Source organism: Kyrpidia sp., assembly GCF_023512215.1.
GTDB classification, from domain to species: Bacteria; Bacillota; Bacilli; order Kyrpidiales; family Kyrpidiaceae; genus Kyrpidia; species Kyrpidia spormannii.
Genome location: NZ_JAILZZ010000057.1, coordinates 1 through 16,243 on the forward strand (window position 1 = coordinate 1; position 16,243 = coordinate 16,243).

The 16,243-nt window shown below is 61.6% G+C and carries 17 protein-coding genes; 9 read left to right on the plus strand and 8 right to left on the minus strand.

Going from position 1 to position 16,243, the window contains the following annotated elements; genetic code table 11:
* From K6T64_RS14475 to K6T64_RS14510, 8 genes are all read left to right on the plus strand, one after another.
* Positions 1 to 530, plus strand: a 530-nt coding sequence (locus K6T64_RS14475) for a zinc ribbon domain-containing protein (RefSeq protein WP_288010797.1), incomplete at its 5' end; no start/stop codon positions are given.
* A 297-nt stretch (positions 531 to 827) separates the two neighbouring features.
* On the plus strand, positions 828 to 1,985 hold the full coding sequence (gene bshA / locus K6T64_RS14480) for an N-acetyl-alpha-D-glucosaminyl L-malate synthase BshA (RefSeq protein WP_288010798.1): 1,158 nt from the start codon (positions 828 to 830) through the stop codon (positions 1,983 to 1,985).
* A 314-nt stretch (positions 1,986 to 2,299) separates the two neighbouring features.
* A complete protein-coding gene (locus tag K6T64_RS14485; RefSeq protein WP_100668919.1) occupies positions 2,300 to 3,031 on the plus strand; it encodes an ABC transporter ATP-binding protein in 732 nt (243 codons plus the stop codon).
* Positions 3,028 to 4,224 (plus strand): ABC transporter permease, encoded by a 1,197-nt coding sequence (locus tag K6T64_RS14490; protein ID WP_100668918.1) that lies wholly within the window; start codon positions 3,028 to 3,030, stop codon positions 4,222 to 4,224. The genes K6T64_RS14485 and K6T64_RS14490 overlap by 4 nt, the downstream gene beginning before the upstream one ends.
* A gap of 124 nt (positions 4,225 to 4,348) precedes the next feature.
* A complete protein-coding gene (locus K6T64_RS14495; protein WP_288010799.1) occupies positions 4,349 to 5,620 on the plus strand; it encodes an ArnT family glycosyltransferase in 1,272 nt (423 codons plus the stop codon).
* Positions 5,586 to 6,305 carry a glycosyltransferase family 2 protein gene (locus K6T64_RS14500; RefSeq protein WP_232796652.1) on the plus strand — a complete coding sequence of 240 codons (720 nt, stop codon included), beginning with the start codon at positions 5,586 to 5,588 and terminating at the stop codon, positions 6,303 to 6,305. The genes K6T64_RS14495 and K6T64_RS14500 overlap by 35 nt, the downstream gene beginning before the upstream one ends.
* A gap of 17 nt (positions 6,306 to 6,322) precedes the next feature.
* Entirely contained in the window at positions 6,323 to 6,685 is a 363-nt protein-coding gene (locus K6T64_RS14505) for a DUF2304 domain-containing protein (protein ID WP_013077033.1), read from the plus strand.
* Positions 6,682 to 7,026, plus strand: coding sequence for an EamA family transporter (locus tag K6T64_RS14510; RefSeq protein WP_100668915.1), 345 nt, complete (start codon positions 6,682 to 6,684; stop codon positions 7,024 to 7,026). The genes K6T64_RS14505 and K6T64_RS14510 overlap by 4 nt, the downstream gene beginning before the upstream one ends.
* Positions 7,027 to 7,060: 34 nt before the next feature.
* Here the strand turns inward: K6T64_RS14510 and K6T64_RS14515 are convergent, their stop codons facing one another.
* Genes K6T64_RS14515 through K6T64_RS14530 form a run of 4 tightly spaced genes read right to left on the minus strand, consistent with a single transcriptional unit; the run spans position 7,061 to position 11,137 of the window.
* On the minus strand, positions 7,061 to 8,032 hold the full coding sequence (locus K6T64_RS14515; RefSeq protein ID WP_288010800.1) for a hypothetical protein: 972 nt from the start codon (positions 8,030 to 8,032) through the stop codon (positions 7,061 to 7,063).
* Entirely contained in the window at positions 8,029 to 9,225 is a 1,197-nt protein-coding gene (locus K6T64_RS14520; RefSeq protein ID WP_288010801.1) for a M42 family metallopeptidase, read from the minus strand. The genes K6T64_RS14515 and K6T64_RS14520 overlap by 4 nt, the downstream gene beginning before the upstream one ends.
* Positions 9,207 to 10,286: a M42 family metallopeptidase gene (locus K6T64_RS14525; protein ID WP_288010802.1), complete on the minus strand. Its 1,080-nt coding sequence runs from the start codon at positions 10,284 to 10,286 to the stop codon at positions 9,207 to 9,209. Before K6T64_RS14525 ends, K6T64_RS14520 begins: the two co-directional genes overlap by 19 nt.
* Positions 10,283 to 11,137: an SOS response-associated peptidase gene (locus K6T64_RS14530; RefSeq protein WP_353737824.1), complete on the minus strand. Its 855-nt coding sequence runs from the start codon at positions 11,135 to 11,137 to the stop codon at positions 10,283 to 10,285. Before K6T64_RS14530 ends, K6T64_RS14525 begins: the two co-directional genes overlap by 4 nt.
* A 185-nt stretch (positions 11,138 to 11,322) precedes the next feature.
* Between K6T64_RS14530 and K6T64_RS14535 the strand changes: the two genes are divergently transcribed.
* Positions 11,323 to 12,039, plus strand: a complete 717-nt coding sequence (locus K6T64_RS14535) for an EAL domain-containing protein (protein WP_288010803.1) — start codon at positions 11,323 to 11,325, stop codon at positions 12,037 to 12,039.
* Between the two features lie 40 nt (positions 12,040 to 12,079).
* Here the strand turns inward: K6T64_RS14535 and K6T64_RS14540 are convergent, their stop codons facing one another.
* The 4 genes from K6T64_RS14540 to K6T64_RS14555 form a co-directional block, all read right to left on the minus strand.
* The gene (locus K6T64_RS14540; protein ID WP_288010804.1) at positions 12,080 to 12,997 is read right to left on the minus strand and encodes a hypothetical protein; all 918 of its coding nucleotides are present in this window, start codon (positions 12,995 to 12,997) and stop codon (positions 12,080 to 12,082) included.
* Between the two features lie 10 nt (positions 12,998 to 13,007).
* Complete coding sequence (locus K6T64_RS14545) at positions 13,008 to 13,853, minus strand: hypothetical protein (protein ID WP_288010805.1); 846 nt, start codon at positions 13,851 to 13,853, stop codon at positions 13,008 to 13,010.
* The gene (pilM, locus tag K6T64_RS14550; RefSeq protein WP_288010806.1) at positions 13,843 to 15,081 is read right to left on the minus strand and encodes a type IV pilus biogenesis protein PilM; all 1,239 of its coding nucleotides are present in this window, start codon (positions 15,079 to 15,081) and stop codon (positions 13,843 to 13,845) included. Before pilM ends, K6T64_RS14545 begins: the two co-directional genes overlap by 11 nt.
* Before the next feature lie 100 nt (positions 15,082 to 15,181).
* Positions 15,182 to 16,243: hypothetical protein (locus K6T64_RS14555; protein WP_288010807.1), on the minus strand; the 1,062-nt coding region annotated here is incomplete at its 5' end.

The window sequence follows — 16,243 nt, forward strand, 5'->3', positions numbered from 1 at the left end:
CGGCGTGTAACACGACGGATGTCCACCACCTGCTGGGGCTCATTGCCCGGAACGTGAGCGGCCTTGGAATCGTCCCGAAGGGTCACCGGCCCTGCAAGAAGCTCTGGCGGAAGGTTCATGCGGCAAACGACAATTACGCCCACCACCTGAGCAAACGGCTGGTTGACCTTGCGATGGACTGGGGCGCACGGGTCATTGTGTTCGAAAACTTGAAACACTTCAGGCCGGACAGAAACAGGCACGGTTCGGCCGGGATGCGGCAGAGGATCGGTTACTGGTTGCACCGGAGAGTCATGAAGTACACCACGTACAAAGCAAAAGCACGGGGAATTTTGGTAGCTCTTATCTCTCCGAAGGACACCAGCACCCGGTGTTCGCTGTGCGGCTCGCTGGATACTTTAAGGGCCGGCAACATCTTGGCGTGCAGGAACTGCGGCACCGTTCACAACAGCCACGTGAATGCCGCCATTAACATCGGCATGGCCTGGTTCATCCGGGAGGAAAAGCGGTTTCGCCAGAAAACCGCCTAACCGTGTTGCGAAAGCCTGCGACTCCCGAAAGGGAGGGGTCGCCTGCGGGACGAGGTTCCCGGCAGGTGTCCGGGAATCCAGGAACCCGTCCAGCCTAAGGGGTCAGGAAAGCCTGGGTGGCAGCCCCGCTGCCGGATGCCGAGGCTTCTCCCGTGCCTATGGATGGATGCTCCCCACTTCAGTGGGGGGAGGATTCACAGTTTCGATGGTGATCGACGACAGCATCCACCGACTGTTGATTGCGGCATGAGTCGAACGTTGGTTTCGGACAAGACTCAACAGTCAGGAGTGAGGGGAATGAGAATCGCCATTGCCTGTCATTCGGGGCTGGGCGGCTCGGGTGCACTGGCGGTGGAACTCGCCAGGAGCTTGGCGCACAAAGGGCATGAAGTCCACGTGATTTCGGATGGTGTCCCTTTCCGGTTCGTGCGGCCCCATGAAAGGATGTTTCTTCACGTCGTGGAGCTTCCGCACCACCACGTGTTTCGCTATCCGCCGTTTGAGATGGCCTTGGCCGGGACGATGGCCGAGTTGATGAAGAAATATTTTTTCGATATCCTCCATGTTCATTATGTGGTCCCCTTTGCGATCAGCGCTTATCTCGCTCGGCAAATGGTCCCGGAGCACCCGGTGCCCGTCGTCACGACGCTGCACGGGACGGACATCACTCAGCTGAGCCGGGAGAAGGCCCTGTTTGCCCCCATTCGCCTGGGGCTTGAGAAAAGCGATGCCGTAACGGCGGTTTCGGCCAGTTTGGCGGAAGAGGCGATGCGGATCTTCTCCTTGAAAAAAGACATCACCGTGATTCATAACTATGTTGATGTTTCCCGATATATCCGACAGGAAGTGACAGAGCTGCGACGGCAGTATGCCGATCCGGATGAACCTCTATTGATGCATATTTCGAATTTTCGACCGGTAAAAAGGGTGCCGGATGTGGTGCGGGTGTTCGCCGGGGTCCGCCGCCGGCGCCGGGCCAAACTCGCCCTGGTGGGAGAAGGGCCGGGGGTGCCGGAGATACGCGCCTTAGTGAGGGAACTCGGGTTGGAAGAAGACGTGCATTTTCTCGGTAAGCAATCGGATGTGGAGACGGTGCTTTCCATGGCGGACGTCCTGCTCTTGCCTTCGGAACAAGAGAGTTTCGGGTTGGTGGCCGTTGAAGCCATGGCCTGCGAAACGCCGGTGGTGGCGAGCCGGGCAGGGGGACTTCCGGAGGTGGTCGTCCACGGAGAAACGGGTTTCCTGGCCGAGGTGGGGGATGTGTCGGCGATGGCGGATTATGTCAATCGGCTGCTCGACGACCCGGCCCTTCACCGGGATTTTGCGGCCAAGGGGCGGGATCGCGTCGAACGGTATTTTTCCTGCACCCATCAGGTGCAAAGATATGAAGAGTTGTACAGGCAGATTTTGGATGCCCAGGGGGCGGATGTCACGGATGCCGAACAGGCCGGCTGACCGGGCCGGCCTCGATAAGGCCGCAGATGTATCACTGCATGCCGGGTGTGTCTCGTTGCCGGAAAAGCCCCTTGTCGCTATTGGAAAATCTCGCTTAACCGGATAGTTAAATTTTCAAAGCACATCGACCGCAGGGTATCGTTTTTTCCGTAAACTTTGGGTTGATCCACTTCCTCTGTATTTACCAAGCCTTCACTTTTGTTTTACCACGCGCAGGGCCTTCTTTGGTACAATGATCGCGCAATCTTTGCCCCAATGAGTGGGCCAGAACACCCGGGAGCGGGAGTGGGCCGGGTGGGCGTGGGAGGTTTTGGATGATCGAGCTTCGGAGTGTGACGAAACGGTTCAAGCAAGTGACTGCTCTTCACGACGTGTCTTTTGATGTTCAGCGGGGTGAAGTGGTGGGGTTGATCGGGGAGAACGGCGCCGGCAAAACCACGACCCTTCGGCTGATCGCCACGGTGTTGCGCCCGACGGCCGGTTCGATCCGAGTGGCCGGGCTGGACACGGTCCGGCATCCCCGGGAGGTCAGGCGCAAAGTCGGGCTTCTCTTCGGCGGAGAAACGGGACTGTACGACCGGCTTACGGCCCGGGAGAACATCGCGTACTTCGGCCGGTTGTTTGGTCTTGATGACGGGGAGATTCACCGGCGCACCGAGGCTTTGGCCGAGCGGTTTGCGATGACGGAATATCTCGACCGGCGGGTGGGGGGATTCTCGAAGGGAATGCGGCAGAAAACGGTGATCGCCCGTTCGTTGATCCACCAGCCCGAGGTGGTGCTGCTGGACGAGCCCACTTCGGGGCTAGACATCACCTCCGCTGCTGCGATTCGGCAGCTGATCCGGGATTTTCAGAAAGAGGGCCGGACCGTGATTTTCTCCAGCCACATTTCGGGCGAAGTGGAGCGGCTGTGCGACCGCGTGTTGATTTTGCGCCGGGGTGGGCTGGAATTCGCTGGATCTATCGCCGAATTGTACCGTCGCACGGGGACGGAAGATCTGGATGCGGCTTTCGTCCGGGCGGCTGAAGGGGGGCTTGGTCGATGATCGGCGTGATCCTGCGAAAAGAGCTGCTCGATCTGTTCCGGGACCGCAAGACATGGATGGCCGCGGTGATTCTCCCCATCGTCCTGTGGCCGGCGCTGATCCTTTTGATGGTGAATCTTCAGGTCCAATCGGAGAATCAGGCCCGGCAGAACGTCCCCATCGCGATCCAGGGGCATCAGAGCCGGGTGGAGGAGGCCCTGTGGGCGGATGGCCACATCCAGATTGTGCAGCCTGCAGATCCTCTCGGGGCGTTGCGGGCCGGGGATGTGCGGGCGATTGTGCGGATCGACGATCAGTTTGACAACAAAATCGCCCACCGGCAAACGGCGACGGTGACGGTGGTGTATAACGCTTCGAACTCGAATTCCCAGGCGGCCTACGATCTGGTCAACCAGCGGCTTCAGGCTCTCAGGAAGCACCTGGAAGCGGAGCGGTTGTGGAGTTTGGGGTTGACCGAGCAGGCGGTGACACCCTTGGCGATCACCGGTGAGGACGCTTCGACTCAGGGACAGAAGGCCGGAAGTTTGCTGGGGTTTATCATCCCCCTCATGCTCATTCTGTCGACGGCCACCGGGGCGATGCCGGCGGCCACCGATTTTATGGCGGGGGAAAAAGAGCGGGGAACGTTGGAGGCGCTTCTCACCACGCCGGCGTCCGCCCGGTCGATTCTGCTGGGGAAAATGGCGGCCACGGCGGTGATGGGGGCATTTTCCGGGGTGATTTCGGTGGTCGTGATGATGGTGACGTTCTCCCGGCTTCCCGCCGCTGCGGGAGCGGCTGCGGGAACGGCGGGGGAGTTTGCCCGGTCGATTCTCACCGTGCTGACCCCGGGATTGGCGGTGGTGATGCTGATGATGATTCTGCTGGTGGCCCTGCTTTTTGCCGCGCTGATGTTGACGGTGAGTTCGTATGCCAAATCTTTTAAAGAGTCCCAGACTTATATGACGCCCTTTGTGCTCGTGGCGGCGGTGGCGGGGTATATGGTGATGTTTGCCGCGCCTGACGCATTGCCTGGCTGGTATTTTGTTGTGCCCTTCGTGAATGTGGCGGCTCTCATGAAGGAGTTGCTGTACGGGATTATGAACGCCGGGCACGCCGCTCTGGTGATCGGGAGCCTGGCGGTGTACACCGCCGGGGCGGTGGCCTTGTCGGCAGCGGCCTTCGGCCGGGAATCGTTGGTGGTGCGGGGGTGAGCCCGGGGTGGGGCCAGTGGGCCCGCCCCGGCCTCTTGTGGTGCGGCTCGGGAAGATCCAATCTTCGACACACGGCCATGGTATAATGGGCTCCGAACCGTCGATGATTCGAGGAGAGGGTGGTATGCCTGAGGGTACGCGATTCCGAAATACGGCTCTGGAGAGCCTCGTTCTCGGATTGATCTTATTGGCTGCCCTGGTGGTCCGGGCGTACTACATTCATACGGTGCCACAACCGCCCCTGTTTACCGATGCGAAGAATTATGACGAGACGGCGCTCCGCCTGCTTCATACCGGGGTCTTCAGTTACTGGGGGAATGGCCCCGACGCTTACGTCACCCCCGGATATCCGTTGTTCTTGGCCTTGGTGTACACGATCGCCGATTGGATCGGCGGGAACCGGCTCATGGATGCCCGGTATGCCCAGGCCCTGTTGTCGGTGGTCACGCTCTTTTGGATGTACCTGATTGTGCGCCGGCTCCAGGGGAGGGTGGCCGCCCTGCTCGCCGTCGTGCTCGGCGCGGTGTATGTCAGCATGATTTGGGCGCCGGCGGCCATTCTCACCGAGACATTGTTCAACTTCTTTTTCGTTCTCTACCTGTACGTATTTTTGATCGCCATGCAGAAAGACGATTGGCGGTGGAGCGGCCTTGGCGGCGCCGTCCTCGGGTTGACGGCGCTGGTGCGGCCGACGCCGGCTCCCCTTGTGGTTCTGCTGCCGCTTTTGTATCATGGGCTGGTGGAGCGGAGGAGGCACATGTGGCGCCATCTCGGCGTTGCACTGGTGGCCTTTGCCATGGTGATGGCGCCGTGGTGGCTGAGAAATTTGCATACGTTTGGCCATCTGATCCTGTTCGCCACCGAGAGCGGCGATCCGATGTTCGCCGGCACCGATCCGTATTTTCGATTGGGGGACAAGCTGTACCAGACCGTCCCTCCCGGGGCGGATTTGACCCAGATGGCCAAGCAGCGCATCGTGGAGGGATTCACCCACGAACCCGTCTTGTACCTCCAATGGTTTACAACAGGAAAATGGTGGTATCTCTTTCGTCGACCCTGGGGATGGAATGAAAGTGAGGCGCTGATTACCGGGCATTTTTGGGAAGGCATGGATTCGCTGCACCTGCCCATCGTTTACGCCGGGTGGGCTTCGGTACTGCTCACGCCCTGGTGGCGGAACTTGCGGGTTCTTTCGTTCGTCCTGCTTATTCTCACCGGGATCCAACTGCTTTTTTTGCCCTTGGCCCGTTACGCGTTTCCCATGATGCCCATTCTAATCATGATGGCCTCGGTGGCGGTGATTCGCCTGCTCGGGCTCGTTTTTCGCCTTCGACGGCGGGGGGAAAAGGGTGACGTGCAAGATGCCGAAAGTCTTGGTGATTATCCCAGCTTATAACGAGGAAAAAACGGTTGGCCAGGTGGTCCGCCGGGCACTCGGTGCCCTGGAAGGCGTGGATGTGCTGGTGGTGGACGACGGTTCTCGGGATGCCACGGCGGATGTGGCGAGGAGGGCCGGGGCCCGGGTGTTGCGCTTGCCCTTTAACCTGGGGATCGGCGGGGCCATGCAGACGGGGTATCGCTACGCTTGGCGCCACGGCTACGACGTCGCGGTTCAGGTGGACGCCGACGGTCAGCACAACCCGGAAGACTTGCCGCAATTGCTCCGGGAGCTGTGGAGGGGGCGGGCGGATCTGATCGTCGGATCCCGGTATGTGGAGGAAACGGGGTATCGTTCCTCCCGGGCCCGGCGGGCGGGGATGATCGTGCTGGCCCGTCTGGTGAGCGGCATTCTCCATCAGGCGGTTTATGACACCACCAGCGGGTATCGGGTGGTGAACCGGGAGGGGATTCGCCTCTTTGCCGAGCAGTATCCCGCCGATTATCCGGAAGTGGAGGCCTTGGTACTGGCCCATTATCACGGGCTTTGTATCCGGGAAGTGGCGGTGAAGATGGAGGAGCGGAAAGCGGGGCGGTCTTCCATCACGCCGCTCCGGTCGGCCTATTATATGATCAAAGTGATTCTCGCCCTCATGATGAACGTTCTCCGCCGGCCCCGCCTGTCCCGGGAAAATCACGGTTGATCGAGGGGGCTGCGGGGATGGATGTCTATCAATTGGCCATTTTGTTTTCCGTCGGGTTTATCTTGATTGTGCTGGATTTGGTCCGTCGCCGGCGACTGAAGGAGAAATATTCGCTCCTTTGGATTTTTGTCGGGCTGTTGATGCTCGTGCTCTCGACCTTTCGATCCGCCATCGAACATATGGCGGCGTTTTTCCACGTGTATTACGCGCCTTCACTGTTATTCTTGGTCGGCCTCGTGTTTTGTTTTTCCCTGATCCTTCATGTGACGGTGGTTTTGTCCCGGCTGGAGGACCGGGTGGTGCGCCTGGCCCAGGAGGCGGCCATCCTGAGGGAGGAAATTGAACAGAAAGCCGTTGCCGAACGGGGGAACAAAGGGTGATCTACCTGCTGTTACTCTTCAATATCGTTTTATTGGTGGCCGGGCAGGTGTGTTTTAAAATCGGCCTGGGCCAGGTGGGCGGCCTTCATTTGAACAATGTGGCGGAGACGTTTTTCTCCCCCTGGATCCTCCTCGGTTTACTTCTCTATGTGGCGGCCACGGTGGCCTGGTTCGCCGTCCTCTCCCGGTTGTCCCTGAGCATCGCTTATCCCCTCCAGAGTTTGTCTTATGTCCTCGGGGTCCTGGCGGCGGCGTGGATTTTTCACGAGGCCGTGTCGCCGGTTCGCTGGCTCGGGGTGTTGGTGATTCTCGTGGGCGTGGCTCTGATCGCTCAGTCGTAGGGGGCAGGGCCCCGTGCGGCCCTGCGCCTCAGCCTCAGGTCTCCAGGGCCGCCCGCAGAAGATCCAGGGCTGCCTGGAGGTCGGTCAACTGCAGGAATCCCAGGCTTCCCCGGGTCTTGTAGACGGGGATGTCGATGCCGCCCACGAGAAGCCCGGATTCGCTCATCGCCAGGATTCCTCCGTCGGACGTGGCCTCGGGTGTGACGCCCGCTTGGTGGGGAATCCCCCGGGTTTCGGCCAGGTCCCACAGGCGCTGTTTCATCTCCGGCCGCACCACCAAAGACCGGTCCATGGCCCGGATCACCGGGCCACCGCCGACCCGGAGGCCGCCCTTTGAGCTTCCTGGCGCCGCGTTGACGGGGGCCGTGCCGATGTCCAGGGCCCAGTCGAAAGCTTCCTCAAAGGCTGCGAGCCGCCCGGCCCGGGCTCCCACCGAGCGCTGGGCGCTGAACAGCAGGGTCACATCGTAGCGACCGCCCGCGAGCTGGTCCGCCAAAGCCGCGAGGACGATGGTTCCGGCCCGCCACGGAAGATTTGCGCCCACGGCGATCTCCCCGAGGATCTCTACCCGGGGGTCGATCACCCCCGGTTCACCGATGCCCACCGTTCCGGAAATGGGCACGACGAACAACGAGTGCCAATCGACGGCCTCGCCCTCGCCCTTGACCTCGGCGTCCACCAAGCCCGTGGCTCCGTTTTGAAAGCGGATTTTTTGGCCGGGCAGGTCCCGGGGCTGAATCGGCCCGATGGGTGCGATGCGCACCCGGCCCTCGCCGTCGACGTGGGTGGCCAGGACGCCCGGTTGATCGAGGCCGGCGACGAGAAGGACCCGGCCTTTGGCCCCCGGGGTCCAAGTCCGGGCCAGGACATTGCCAAAAGGGTCCGTTTCACAGCGGTCGAGTTTTCCTCCCACCGCGCCTGTGACCCAGCGGAGAATCCCTTCTTCGAATCCGGCGGGGCCAAAGGCAGATGACGCTTCGGCGATCATGCGGTTCCAGTCGGTCATGGTTTTTTCTCTCCTTCCTCCTCGGCGGCGGTGTTGTTTCCCTCTCGGCCCTCTCCAGAGGCCTGAGGGGGTTCTGGGCCCGGGCGGCCCGGGTGCGGAGGTACACCTGGGGACGGCCCGTTGACCGGTGCGGCCGGCGGATAAACCCGGTTTACGAGTCGCAGCCCATCCAGCCGGTCCGGGTGGTTTTCCAGATCCCGAAGCAGGGCCTCGGTCAGGGCGATGGTGTTGGCGTAATCCGACAGGTCCACGATCTGCGCCGGACTGTGGATGTAGCGCACCGGCACCGAGATGGCTCCGGTGGGGATGCCCCGGCGGGTCAGGTGGATCGCTCCGGCGTCATTGCCCCCGGCCCCCGAGCGTCGCCACTGGTACGGGATTCCCCGGGCGTCGGCTACTTCCGCCATCCACCGGATGAGGGATTGGGGAGGGATGGTGGCGCGGTCGAGGAGGCTGATGGCCGGCCCCCGTCCCTGGACGGTTACGCTGTCCTCGTCCCGGGCGTCGGGAACATCAAAACAAAGGGTACCTTCGATCACGAAGGCCAGGTCGGGATTAACGCGATAAGCCGCGGGGCCGGCCCCCCGCAGGCCAATTTCCTCCTGGACGGTGAAGACAAAGGTGGTCGGAAGCTGAAAAGACCGTTTCGCCAGTTCGGCGAGGACCGCACACCCCACCCGGTCATCGAAGGCTTTGCCTTTGGCTTTGCCCTGCCCGATCTGTTCGTACTCTGTTGCGAATACCGCGTAATCGCCGATGTGCACCCGGCCCGATGCTTGATCGGCGTCTTTGGCGCCGATGTCGATGTACAGATCTTCGATGGCTATAGGTCGTTTGCGTTCTTCGGGTTTTTGCAAATGCACGGCTTTGGAGCCGATCACCCCCGGGAGGCCGGCGGGGCCCACCCGAACCGCTTTGGACACCAGCACCCGTTCGTCGATACCGCCGATGGCCCGGAATCGAAGGGTGCCCTCGTCATCAATGCGGACGATCATCAGGGCGACTTCGTCCATGTGGGCGGCCAACATCACCCGGGGACCTCCTTGTTCGGGACCGGTTTCCACGAATAAATTTCCCAGGGCATCGGTGTACATCCGCCGGGCGTGGGGGCGCAGCTCTTCAATGAGAACGTGTCTCACTTGGTCTTCAAACCCCGAGGGTCCCGGAGTTTCGCTCAAACGTCGAAGAAACACAAAAATCCCTCCACAACATCGCGGTTTAGCCCCTTCAGCCATCCCGCCAAGAGTTGTCCCGTACGGCGGATGTCTTGGTACTGCACCGTCTCCACCGAGGTATGCATGTAACGGATCGGGATCCCCAGGGCGGCTGTGGGTATCCCTTCCCGGCACAGCTGCATCACTCGGGCGTCGGTCCCCGTGGCCCCCTGAGCGACGAGAATTTGATGGGGCAAGCCCGCGGCCTGGGTCGCGGCGGTGAGGGACCGGAACAGGGCCGGGTGGATGTTGGGGCCAAATTGAATCGCCGGGCCGTCCCCCATGCCCATCGTGCGCTCCGTCGACACCCCCGGGGACCGGGCGTGGCACACATCCACCGCCACAGCCAGATCCGGCCGGATCTGATAAGCCGCCGTCGCCGCCCCCCGAACCCCGACTTCTTCCTGCACCGTGGCGGCAAAAACCACGTCAACTTGGAGCGGATGAGAAGACAACTGGGCGATGCATTCGAAGACGGCCGCCACCGAGGCTCGATTGTCCACAGATTTTGCGGCGATGCGGTCGTCCAGAAGCCGCTGGGGGTGGCGGCGGATCGTCACCGGGTCCCCGGGCCGGACCCACTCCCGCACCTCCGATTCCGGCAGCCCGAGGTCGATGAACAGCCGATCTATGCCCGCCGCTTCTTTGCGCTCCTCGGGGGTGCTGAGGTGGGGTGGTTTGCTGCCGATGACTCCCGGAAAGGGCCGGCGCCCGTGAACCGTCACCTCGGCGGAGGGCAAGGTCCGCGGGTCCACGCCCCCGACGGGGACGAAGCGGAGGAAGCCCCCAGCTTCGATGTGCGAGACCATGAGGCCGATTTCATCCATGTGGGCGGTGATGAGGACGGTGGGGGGCCGATCGTTGGCCGGATCGGCGGCGGGCCGCCGGGCGAGGAGATTTCCCAGGGCATCTCGCTGCACGGTGAGTCCCGCCGCACTGAACCGCTCGCTGATCCACTCCGCGACGACGTCTTCGTGGCCGGATGGACCATCGAGGGCTAGCAGCTGCAGAAAAGACTCGATTCCTTGCCAGTTTTTCACCTGCCCGTCCCTCCTTCCGGCATTGGCGTCCCTTCCGGTGGCGATTCTTCTCCATGTGGCGTCCCGGCGGACGACGGAGCCCCGTTCCGGCCCTTGCCGGCGGCCGGTTCGATGCAGCGCGGGTCGTCTACGCCGGCCGAGTTGACCAGGCGGGACACCTCATAGGCCTCGAAATCCTCGCCGGGCGGCCGGCGAAGCTGCCGGAAGAGGGCTTCGGGATCCTTGAGGCCGGGATCCAGCCACGGCTGTTCCAACTCCCGGGGGACGATGACGGGCATGCGGTCGTGGATGGACGCCAGAGAGGGCGCGGCGGCGGTGGTGAGAATCGTACAGGTGTGCAAGATTTTGCCCTCTGTGCCTTTCCAGGTTTCCCATAGGCCGGCAAACGCAAACACTTCCCGGGAGCGAAGGGTGCAGCGCATGGGGATTTTGCCGCCGGCCGTGGATTTCCATTCATAAAATCCGTCGGCGGGGATGAGGCAGCGGCGGTGGCGGATGGCTTCGCGAAAAGCGGGCTTGGTTGCGGCAGTCTCGATCCGGGCGTTGATCATCCGGTTCCCGATGGAGGGGTCTTTCGCCCAAGGGGGCACGAGCCCCCAGCGGAGATATCCGCCCCGGCGCACGCGCCCGTCGGAGATAATCGCCAGCACCGGCTGGGACGGGGCGATGTTATACCGGGGGGTGTACGTAAAATCTCCGGCGGTTTGGAAGCCGAACCGCTCGAACACCACTTGAAAATCGACCGTCAGGGTGTATCGTCCGCACATGAGGGTCACCTCGCTACGACCCATGATAGCAGGTTTGGGGGACGGCTGCATGCGGCACCCGTTCACCGGCGGCGGTCGCGTCACCGCCCTGACCCCGGAACCCGTCATGTCCGGGCAGGTCCGGAGGTTGCGGTGTCAGCGGGGCGCTGAAGGACATTTTGATCCGGCTGCCGAATCTGTAAAGTAAGCTGTAAAAACCGACCCAGCTCCTCCGGGCGGTGCTGAGACAAACGGATTTCTTCATTTACTCAATGGCAGGAATGAATGAGGTGGGGGAGATCTTCCCGGGAAGAGTCGATTTTTTGCGTTTTCTCACCGATGTCCATTTTGCCTACCAACCCATCGTCCGGATGACCGACCATCGGAAGATAGGCTGCGAACTCCTCGTGCGCGGTCCCCTCGTAAAGGCACTGCGGGATCCGGAACACCTCTTTGCTCATGCACATACGCTGGATATTCTGCTGGAAACCGATTACTTGATTTTTCTCCAGGCCATGGCCCACCGTCCCCGCCGGGACCGCGCTTTTATCAACATCCTCGCACCGACGGTGGAGCGATTCGCCCTTCGCATTTATGAAGAGTTCGAGGATATTGATCTGGACTACCTCGTTCTGGAACTGACCAACCGCCTGCCGCCGTCGGGGTGGACCGAGCTTGCCGAGGTTTTTGAACCGCTGCGGGCCCGGGGTCTGTCTTTGGCTTTGGACGATGTGGGAGAAAGGCCGGCTGACATGGAAGCGGCCGCCCTTCTCCAACCGGATTTTATGAAAATTGACGTATCGTGCATGGAACGTGTTGGGGCGGGTGAAGCCGGGCGCCACAAAGTGGAGCGTATCTGCCGGATGGCCGAGCGGATCGGGGCCCAGGTTGTGGCCAAGGGCGTGGAAACCGAGGAGCACGCCCGGATCCTGGCGGACCTGGGCGTGAGTCTGGGCCAGGGGTTTTTGTTTGGTAAACCGGAGGAACGGCGCATTGTGTATTATTGAGCGGGGGCCTGGATTCGGGTTTCCCTCTGGCCCTTTCCTCTCACGGCCCGAACGCTTCCGGATTACCTGCGGGTTGGATCGGGAACGGCCATGGCGTCTCGGCAACTGCGCGGCTGTCCCACGGGGCGTGGGAGTACAGCGTCAGTGTGAGCTGGAGTCTCGCCGGGCCAGATCCCGCTCCGACCGCGCCGCCTCCGGACCGAGTCCCCCCCTGGCCAAAATCGAGAGTATACTCGGTGATCCACACCAAACGGGGCATGGCCGTCAGCTCGTTCAGAAATGCCAGCAGGTTGGACCCTGTCCCCTCGGCGTCGACCGCGAGGGTCAGGCTGTGGACGCCGGGCAGGGCGGCGGGCGGATCCCCCTCTTTTCCCTTGGTGGCCCCGGCATTTCCCTCCGCAGGAGCGGCCTGCCGCGACGCATTCCCCGAAGTCGTTCCTTTTGCCGCTGAACCTGTGGTGTTTCCGGCGGTCGATCCACTGGGCGTCGAAGGCATACCCGACGACTGGGTGTTTCCGTTTGGAGTTGACACCGGGCGGTTTGCCGTATTTCCCGAGGTGGATGGAACGGAGGCGCTTCCAGAACCGTTGTTGCCAGAGGGTTGAAATCCCCCCGGATCTGGGGTGGGCGGGTTTGGGGTCACGCTGGTGATATGGACCCCCCAAGTCTTGGCTGCGTTGGTGAGATCGGCAAAAAAGCGCGCCATGTCCCAATTGGTCGGAATCTCCCGGGCGGGCAAGGACAGATCCGGGGCCGGCACGGGCCGGGCAACTTTTTGTTGCAACGCCTGCATCTGATCTTGCGCGTCCTTGAGACGGGCGGCCGCGGTCCGGGCCTCCCGGGTGGCGGAAAACGAGATATAGCCGAGAACCCCAAAGGTCACCAACAGGGCCGCGGAGATTACAATGAGCCAGCGATGAAAGGGATTAAGGGCTTGAAACTTTCCGGTGAATGTCATCGTTCTCCTCCTACCGTCCCAAGGTGACGCTAAAATCAAGAATGTACACCGCTAGTTGCGGTATTGTTTGGCCCGGAACCGATCCGGCCCCCTGAGTGTTCGTCCCATCCCCGGGTTGTGCGGCTCCGGAATCCTGCGGTTCGGGGAGAGGGCCCTCCGAAGCTTTGGCCACCCCGGGGCTCCAGGGCAGAAGGGAGGCCAGCCGCGCCGACCAAGTTTGGGACGGGTCGCCCGAAGCCGGAAGGCTCGGCACAAAGCTTGTGGACCCGGGCGCGGTCAGCGATCCTCCCGGTGACGGCCCGGGTGCGGCCGGCCCTCCCGTGGGCGGTGTGGTGGACGGAACTCCCCCGGTCGGCATCGGCGGCACCGTTATCCCGACGGCCGCCGTCTGGCGAGCGACCGATTTGACCGTGACCGTGGCCACTTGAGCGTCGTTCTGGAGCGCCCGCAGGTAAGTGGCCACCGATTCCAGATCAGGCAGTGATGCCTTTACCTCGTAGTTCGCTCCTCCCGTGTACTGCACGCTCAACAGTGCACTGCGGCCGGGCAGCAGGCTGGAGAGAAGATGTACCTCGGATTGAAAATCCGGTCGGGACGCGGCCCATTTTTGCAGGGCGTCGATCTGCCGGGTCAGCGTTTCCCTGCGCTGCTGTTCGGCCGCTTGGCGCTGCAGGGCGGGAAGGCGTGCCTCCAAATCCCGGTAACCGGCCTCGGTAGTCCTGGTTTGGACGACGGAGCTGATCCACGTTCCGGCGGCCCAGAGATTGGCGATGGCCAACAGGCCGGCGGTTCCGGTGAGGACGGCCGTCCAAAGCGGGTGAACCGGCTCGGGTTTCGGTAAGAGATCAATCTTCATCCGGCACCATCCCCCTCAAGGCCGCCCCGAGGGCCGGCAGGTCGACGGGATTCCCGCTGGAATCCCGGGGTGTTTCTAACACTTCGACGGGCAGCGCCAGATGGGCGGACAGGCCCGCCGAAATTGCTTCGGCGTGGGGCACGTACCCCGCCAGCCACAGCCGGGTGACAGCGAGATCCTCCTGGCGCAAAGTGTACTGCAGAAACGAAAACAGTCGGTCAATCTGATACTGCAGATCGGCGGCGAAGGCGCTCAAGTTCGCTCCGGGCCGGCCCATGGCCATCCACGTGCCGGGGGCGGCAAGGCCGGTCCGCGCCGGGGCCGGTTCGATTCCAGAGCCTGTCGCTGATCCCGTCTCCCGCGCCCCGGGCTCGGCCTCCGGGTTCATGCTGCCTTCCTGCACCCCTGTCCCTAGGGTCTCGGCCGAAGCCCCGGCGGTGCCCACGGCCACTTCGGCTTGGGTTGGGGCCCCGGCGGCAGCGAATGTGGCCAGATCCGGCTGTCCCGGCACTCCCGATCCGCCCTGGAGTTCTTCGATCTCGGCGGGGCTGTATTCCAGGGGGTTGAGGTCCAACCAGCGGCTCAACAGCAACTGCCCTTTCACATAGAAATGCACGTCCACGGCGTCAGGGCCAAAATGCACCAGAAGCGTCCCCTGGTTGACAGTCTTTCCGAGGTTGCGCAGGACCCGCAAACTGGCCAGTCCCTTCACTTCGACAGCCCCCAAGGGAGTCTTCATCCGCCGGAAAACCTGGTCTAGCCGGTGCACCAATTCTCCGGGCGCCGCCGCCAACAGGACCGGCACGCCCTCCTCTGGGCTTTCATGGCCGTCGGGGTTCGGGAAACCCGGGGGATAATAGTCAAAATCAAACACCGGATCTGCGAAAGGCAGGTGGAGCTCATGGGAAAGTTGGAACTGGATCAGATTCCGCGCCTGCTTTCGACCGGTCCGGGGCAGCGTCACCGTTCGCAGCACCACCGCCGATGTCGGCAGGCACAGGGTGGGCCGGCCCGTCGCCAGGCCGGCATCCGTCAGCCGGCGGCGAAACAGATCGGTAAAGGCTATAATGTCCTTCACCCACCCGTTCTCGTACACTTGCGCCGGGAACGGGATGAGCACATGACCCACCACCGGAAACGGCCCTCGCCCGTCCACCCGGACCACCTCGACGACATGTTCGTGAAAACTCACCCCGGCCCCCGAAGGGCCCATCAAAGAAAACCGCATCGGAATCCTCTCTTCTCTATGGAATGAGCCTTCTTATCTGGTTATTTATCTCGTGAAACCGTCCGCCGTTAACCCGGGCCGACGCGACCCTCCCCTACCTTTACTCGGTGTGACGCTCCACGATCACCGGTTGGGGGATGTAGAGCTCCGGCCGCCGGCTTGGGTCGAAGTCGGCCATGAGATCGGTGTTTTGATAGTTGATGTCGATCGAGTTCAGCACATTGAAGTGGATCTGTCTTGCTGCTACTCCACCCTGTATGCCCAGAGCCGCGAGCCCAAAATTAACTGTACCATTCGGGGCATAGATATAGCCTGAGATTCTCCACGGTGGTATGACATCGTGAATGAGGTCAAGAACTACCCGGAGAATGTTAGATAACGGTTGGATCAGATTATCGTTCAAGTTCAGTAGGTTATCCAGTCCGATTAGATGTAGCAGAAATCTCAGACCATCGAGTAACCAGCCAACTGCCCTATTAAGCGTCTCAATTACCGCACGTAAATCATTCGGTATCTGGTTGTCACCTACCCATACGTTTCCCTTGGCGATGTACAGCGTGCGGTCCGTGCTATTTCCGACCAGTCCAATTAGATGTACATTACCTTCAGAAATAATTGTTTTACCATACGGGTTCCCGAGGACGTACAGGTCTGGATTGGAGAACATCAGGATGGCCTGGTTTCCCTGGATAAACCTAATCATAGGGAAGTCGATATAAATACACATCCCAAACATTGAAATGAGTAGGCCGCTTCCGTTAGATGGACCAACATTCGTGATCTGTGACCCATTTCTAGTCTGTAAACTCGCCACCATCTGATCATAGGTCGGATACGCCAGCGGGGCCCCCAGGCGCTCAACCGGCACCTGGGCCGGGACATTTTGGAGATCCTGCCGGCTTTGAATCGGCGAGTTCGGACCCAGGTCCACAGCCATGGAGTGGGTCTGCAACATGGGTGGTAGGGCCCGGTTGTCTCCCCAGCGAATGTCCGCATCGGAGTAGATGCGTCCGTTGATGGTCAGGTCCGGGAACAGGTTGACGTAATCCCGATCAAATTGAATCCCCGATCCGTCCTTTGCCAGCGCCGCCAACGCATATTGGAACAGTCCGCCCAAAAACTGCAGATCCACCGTGGCCACGATGGTCTTGCTCACCTGGTC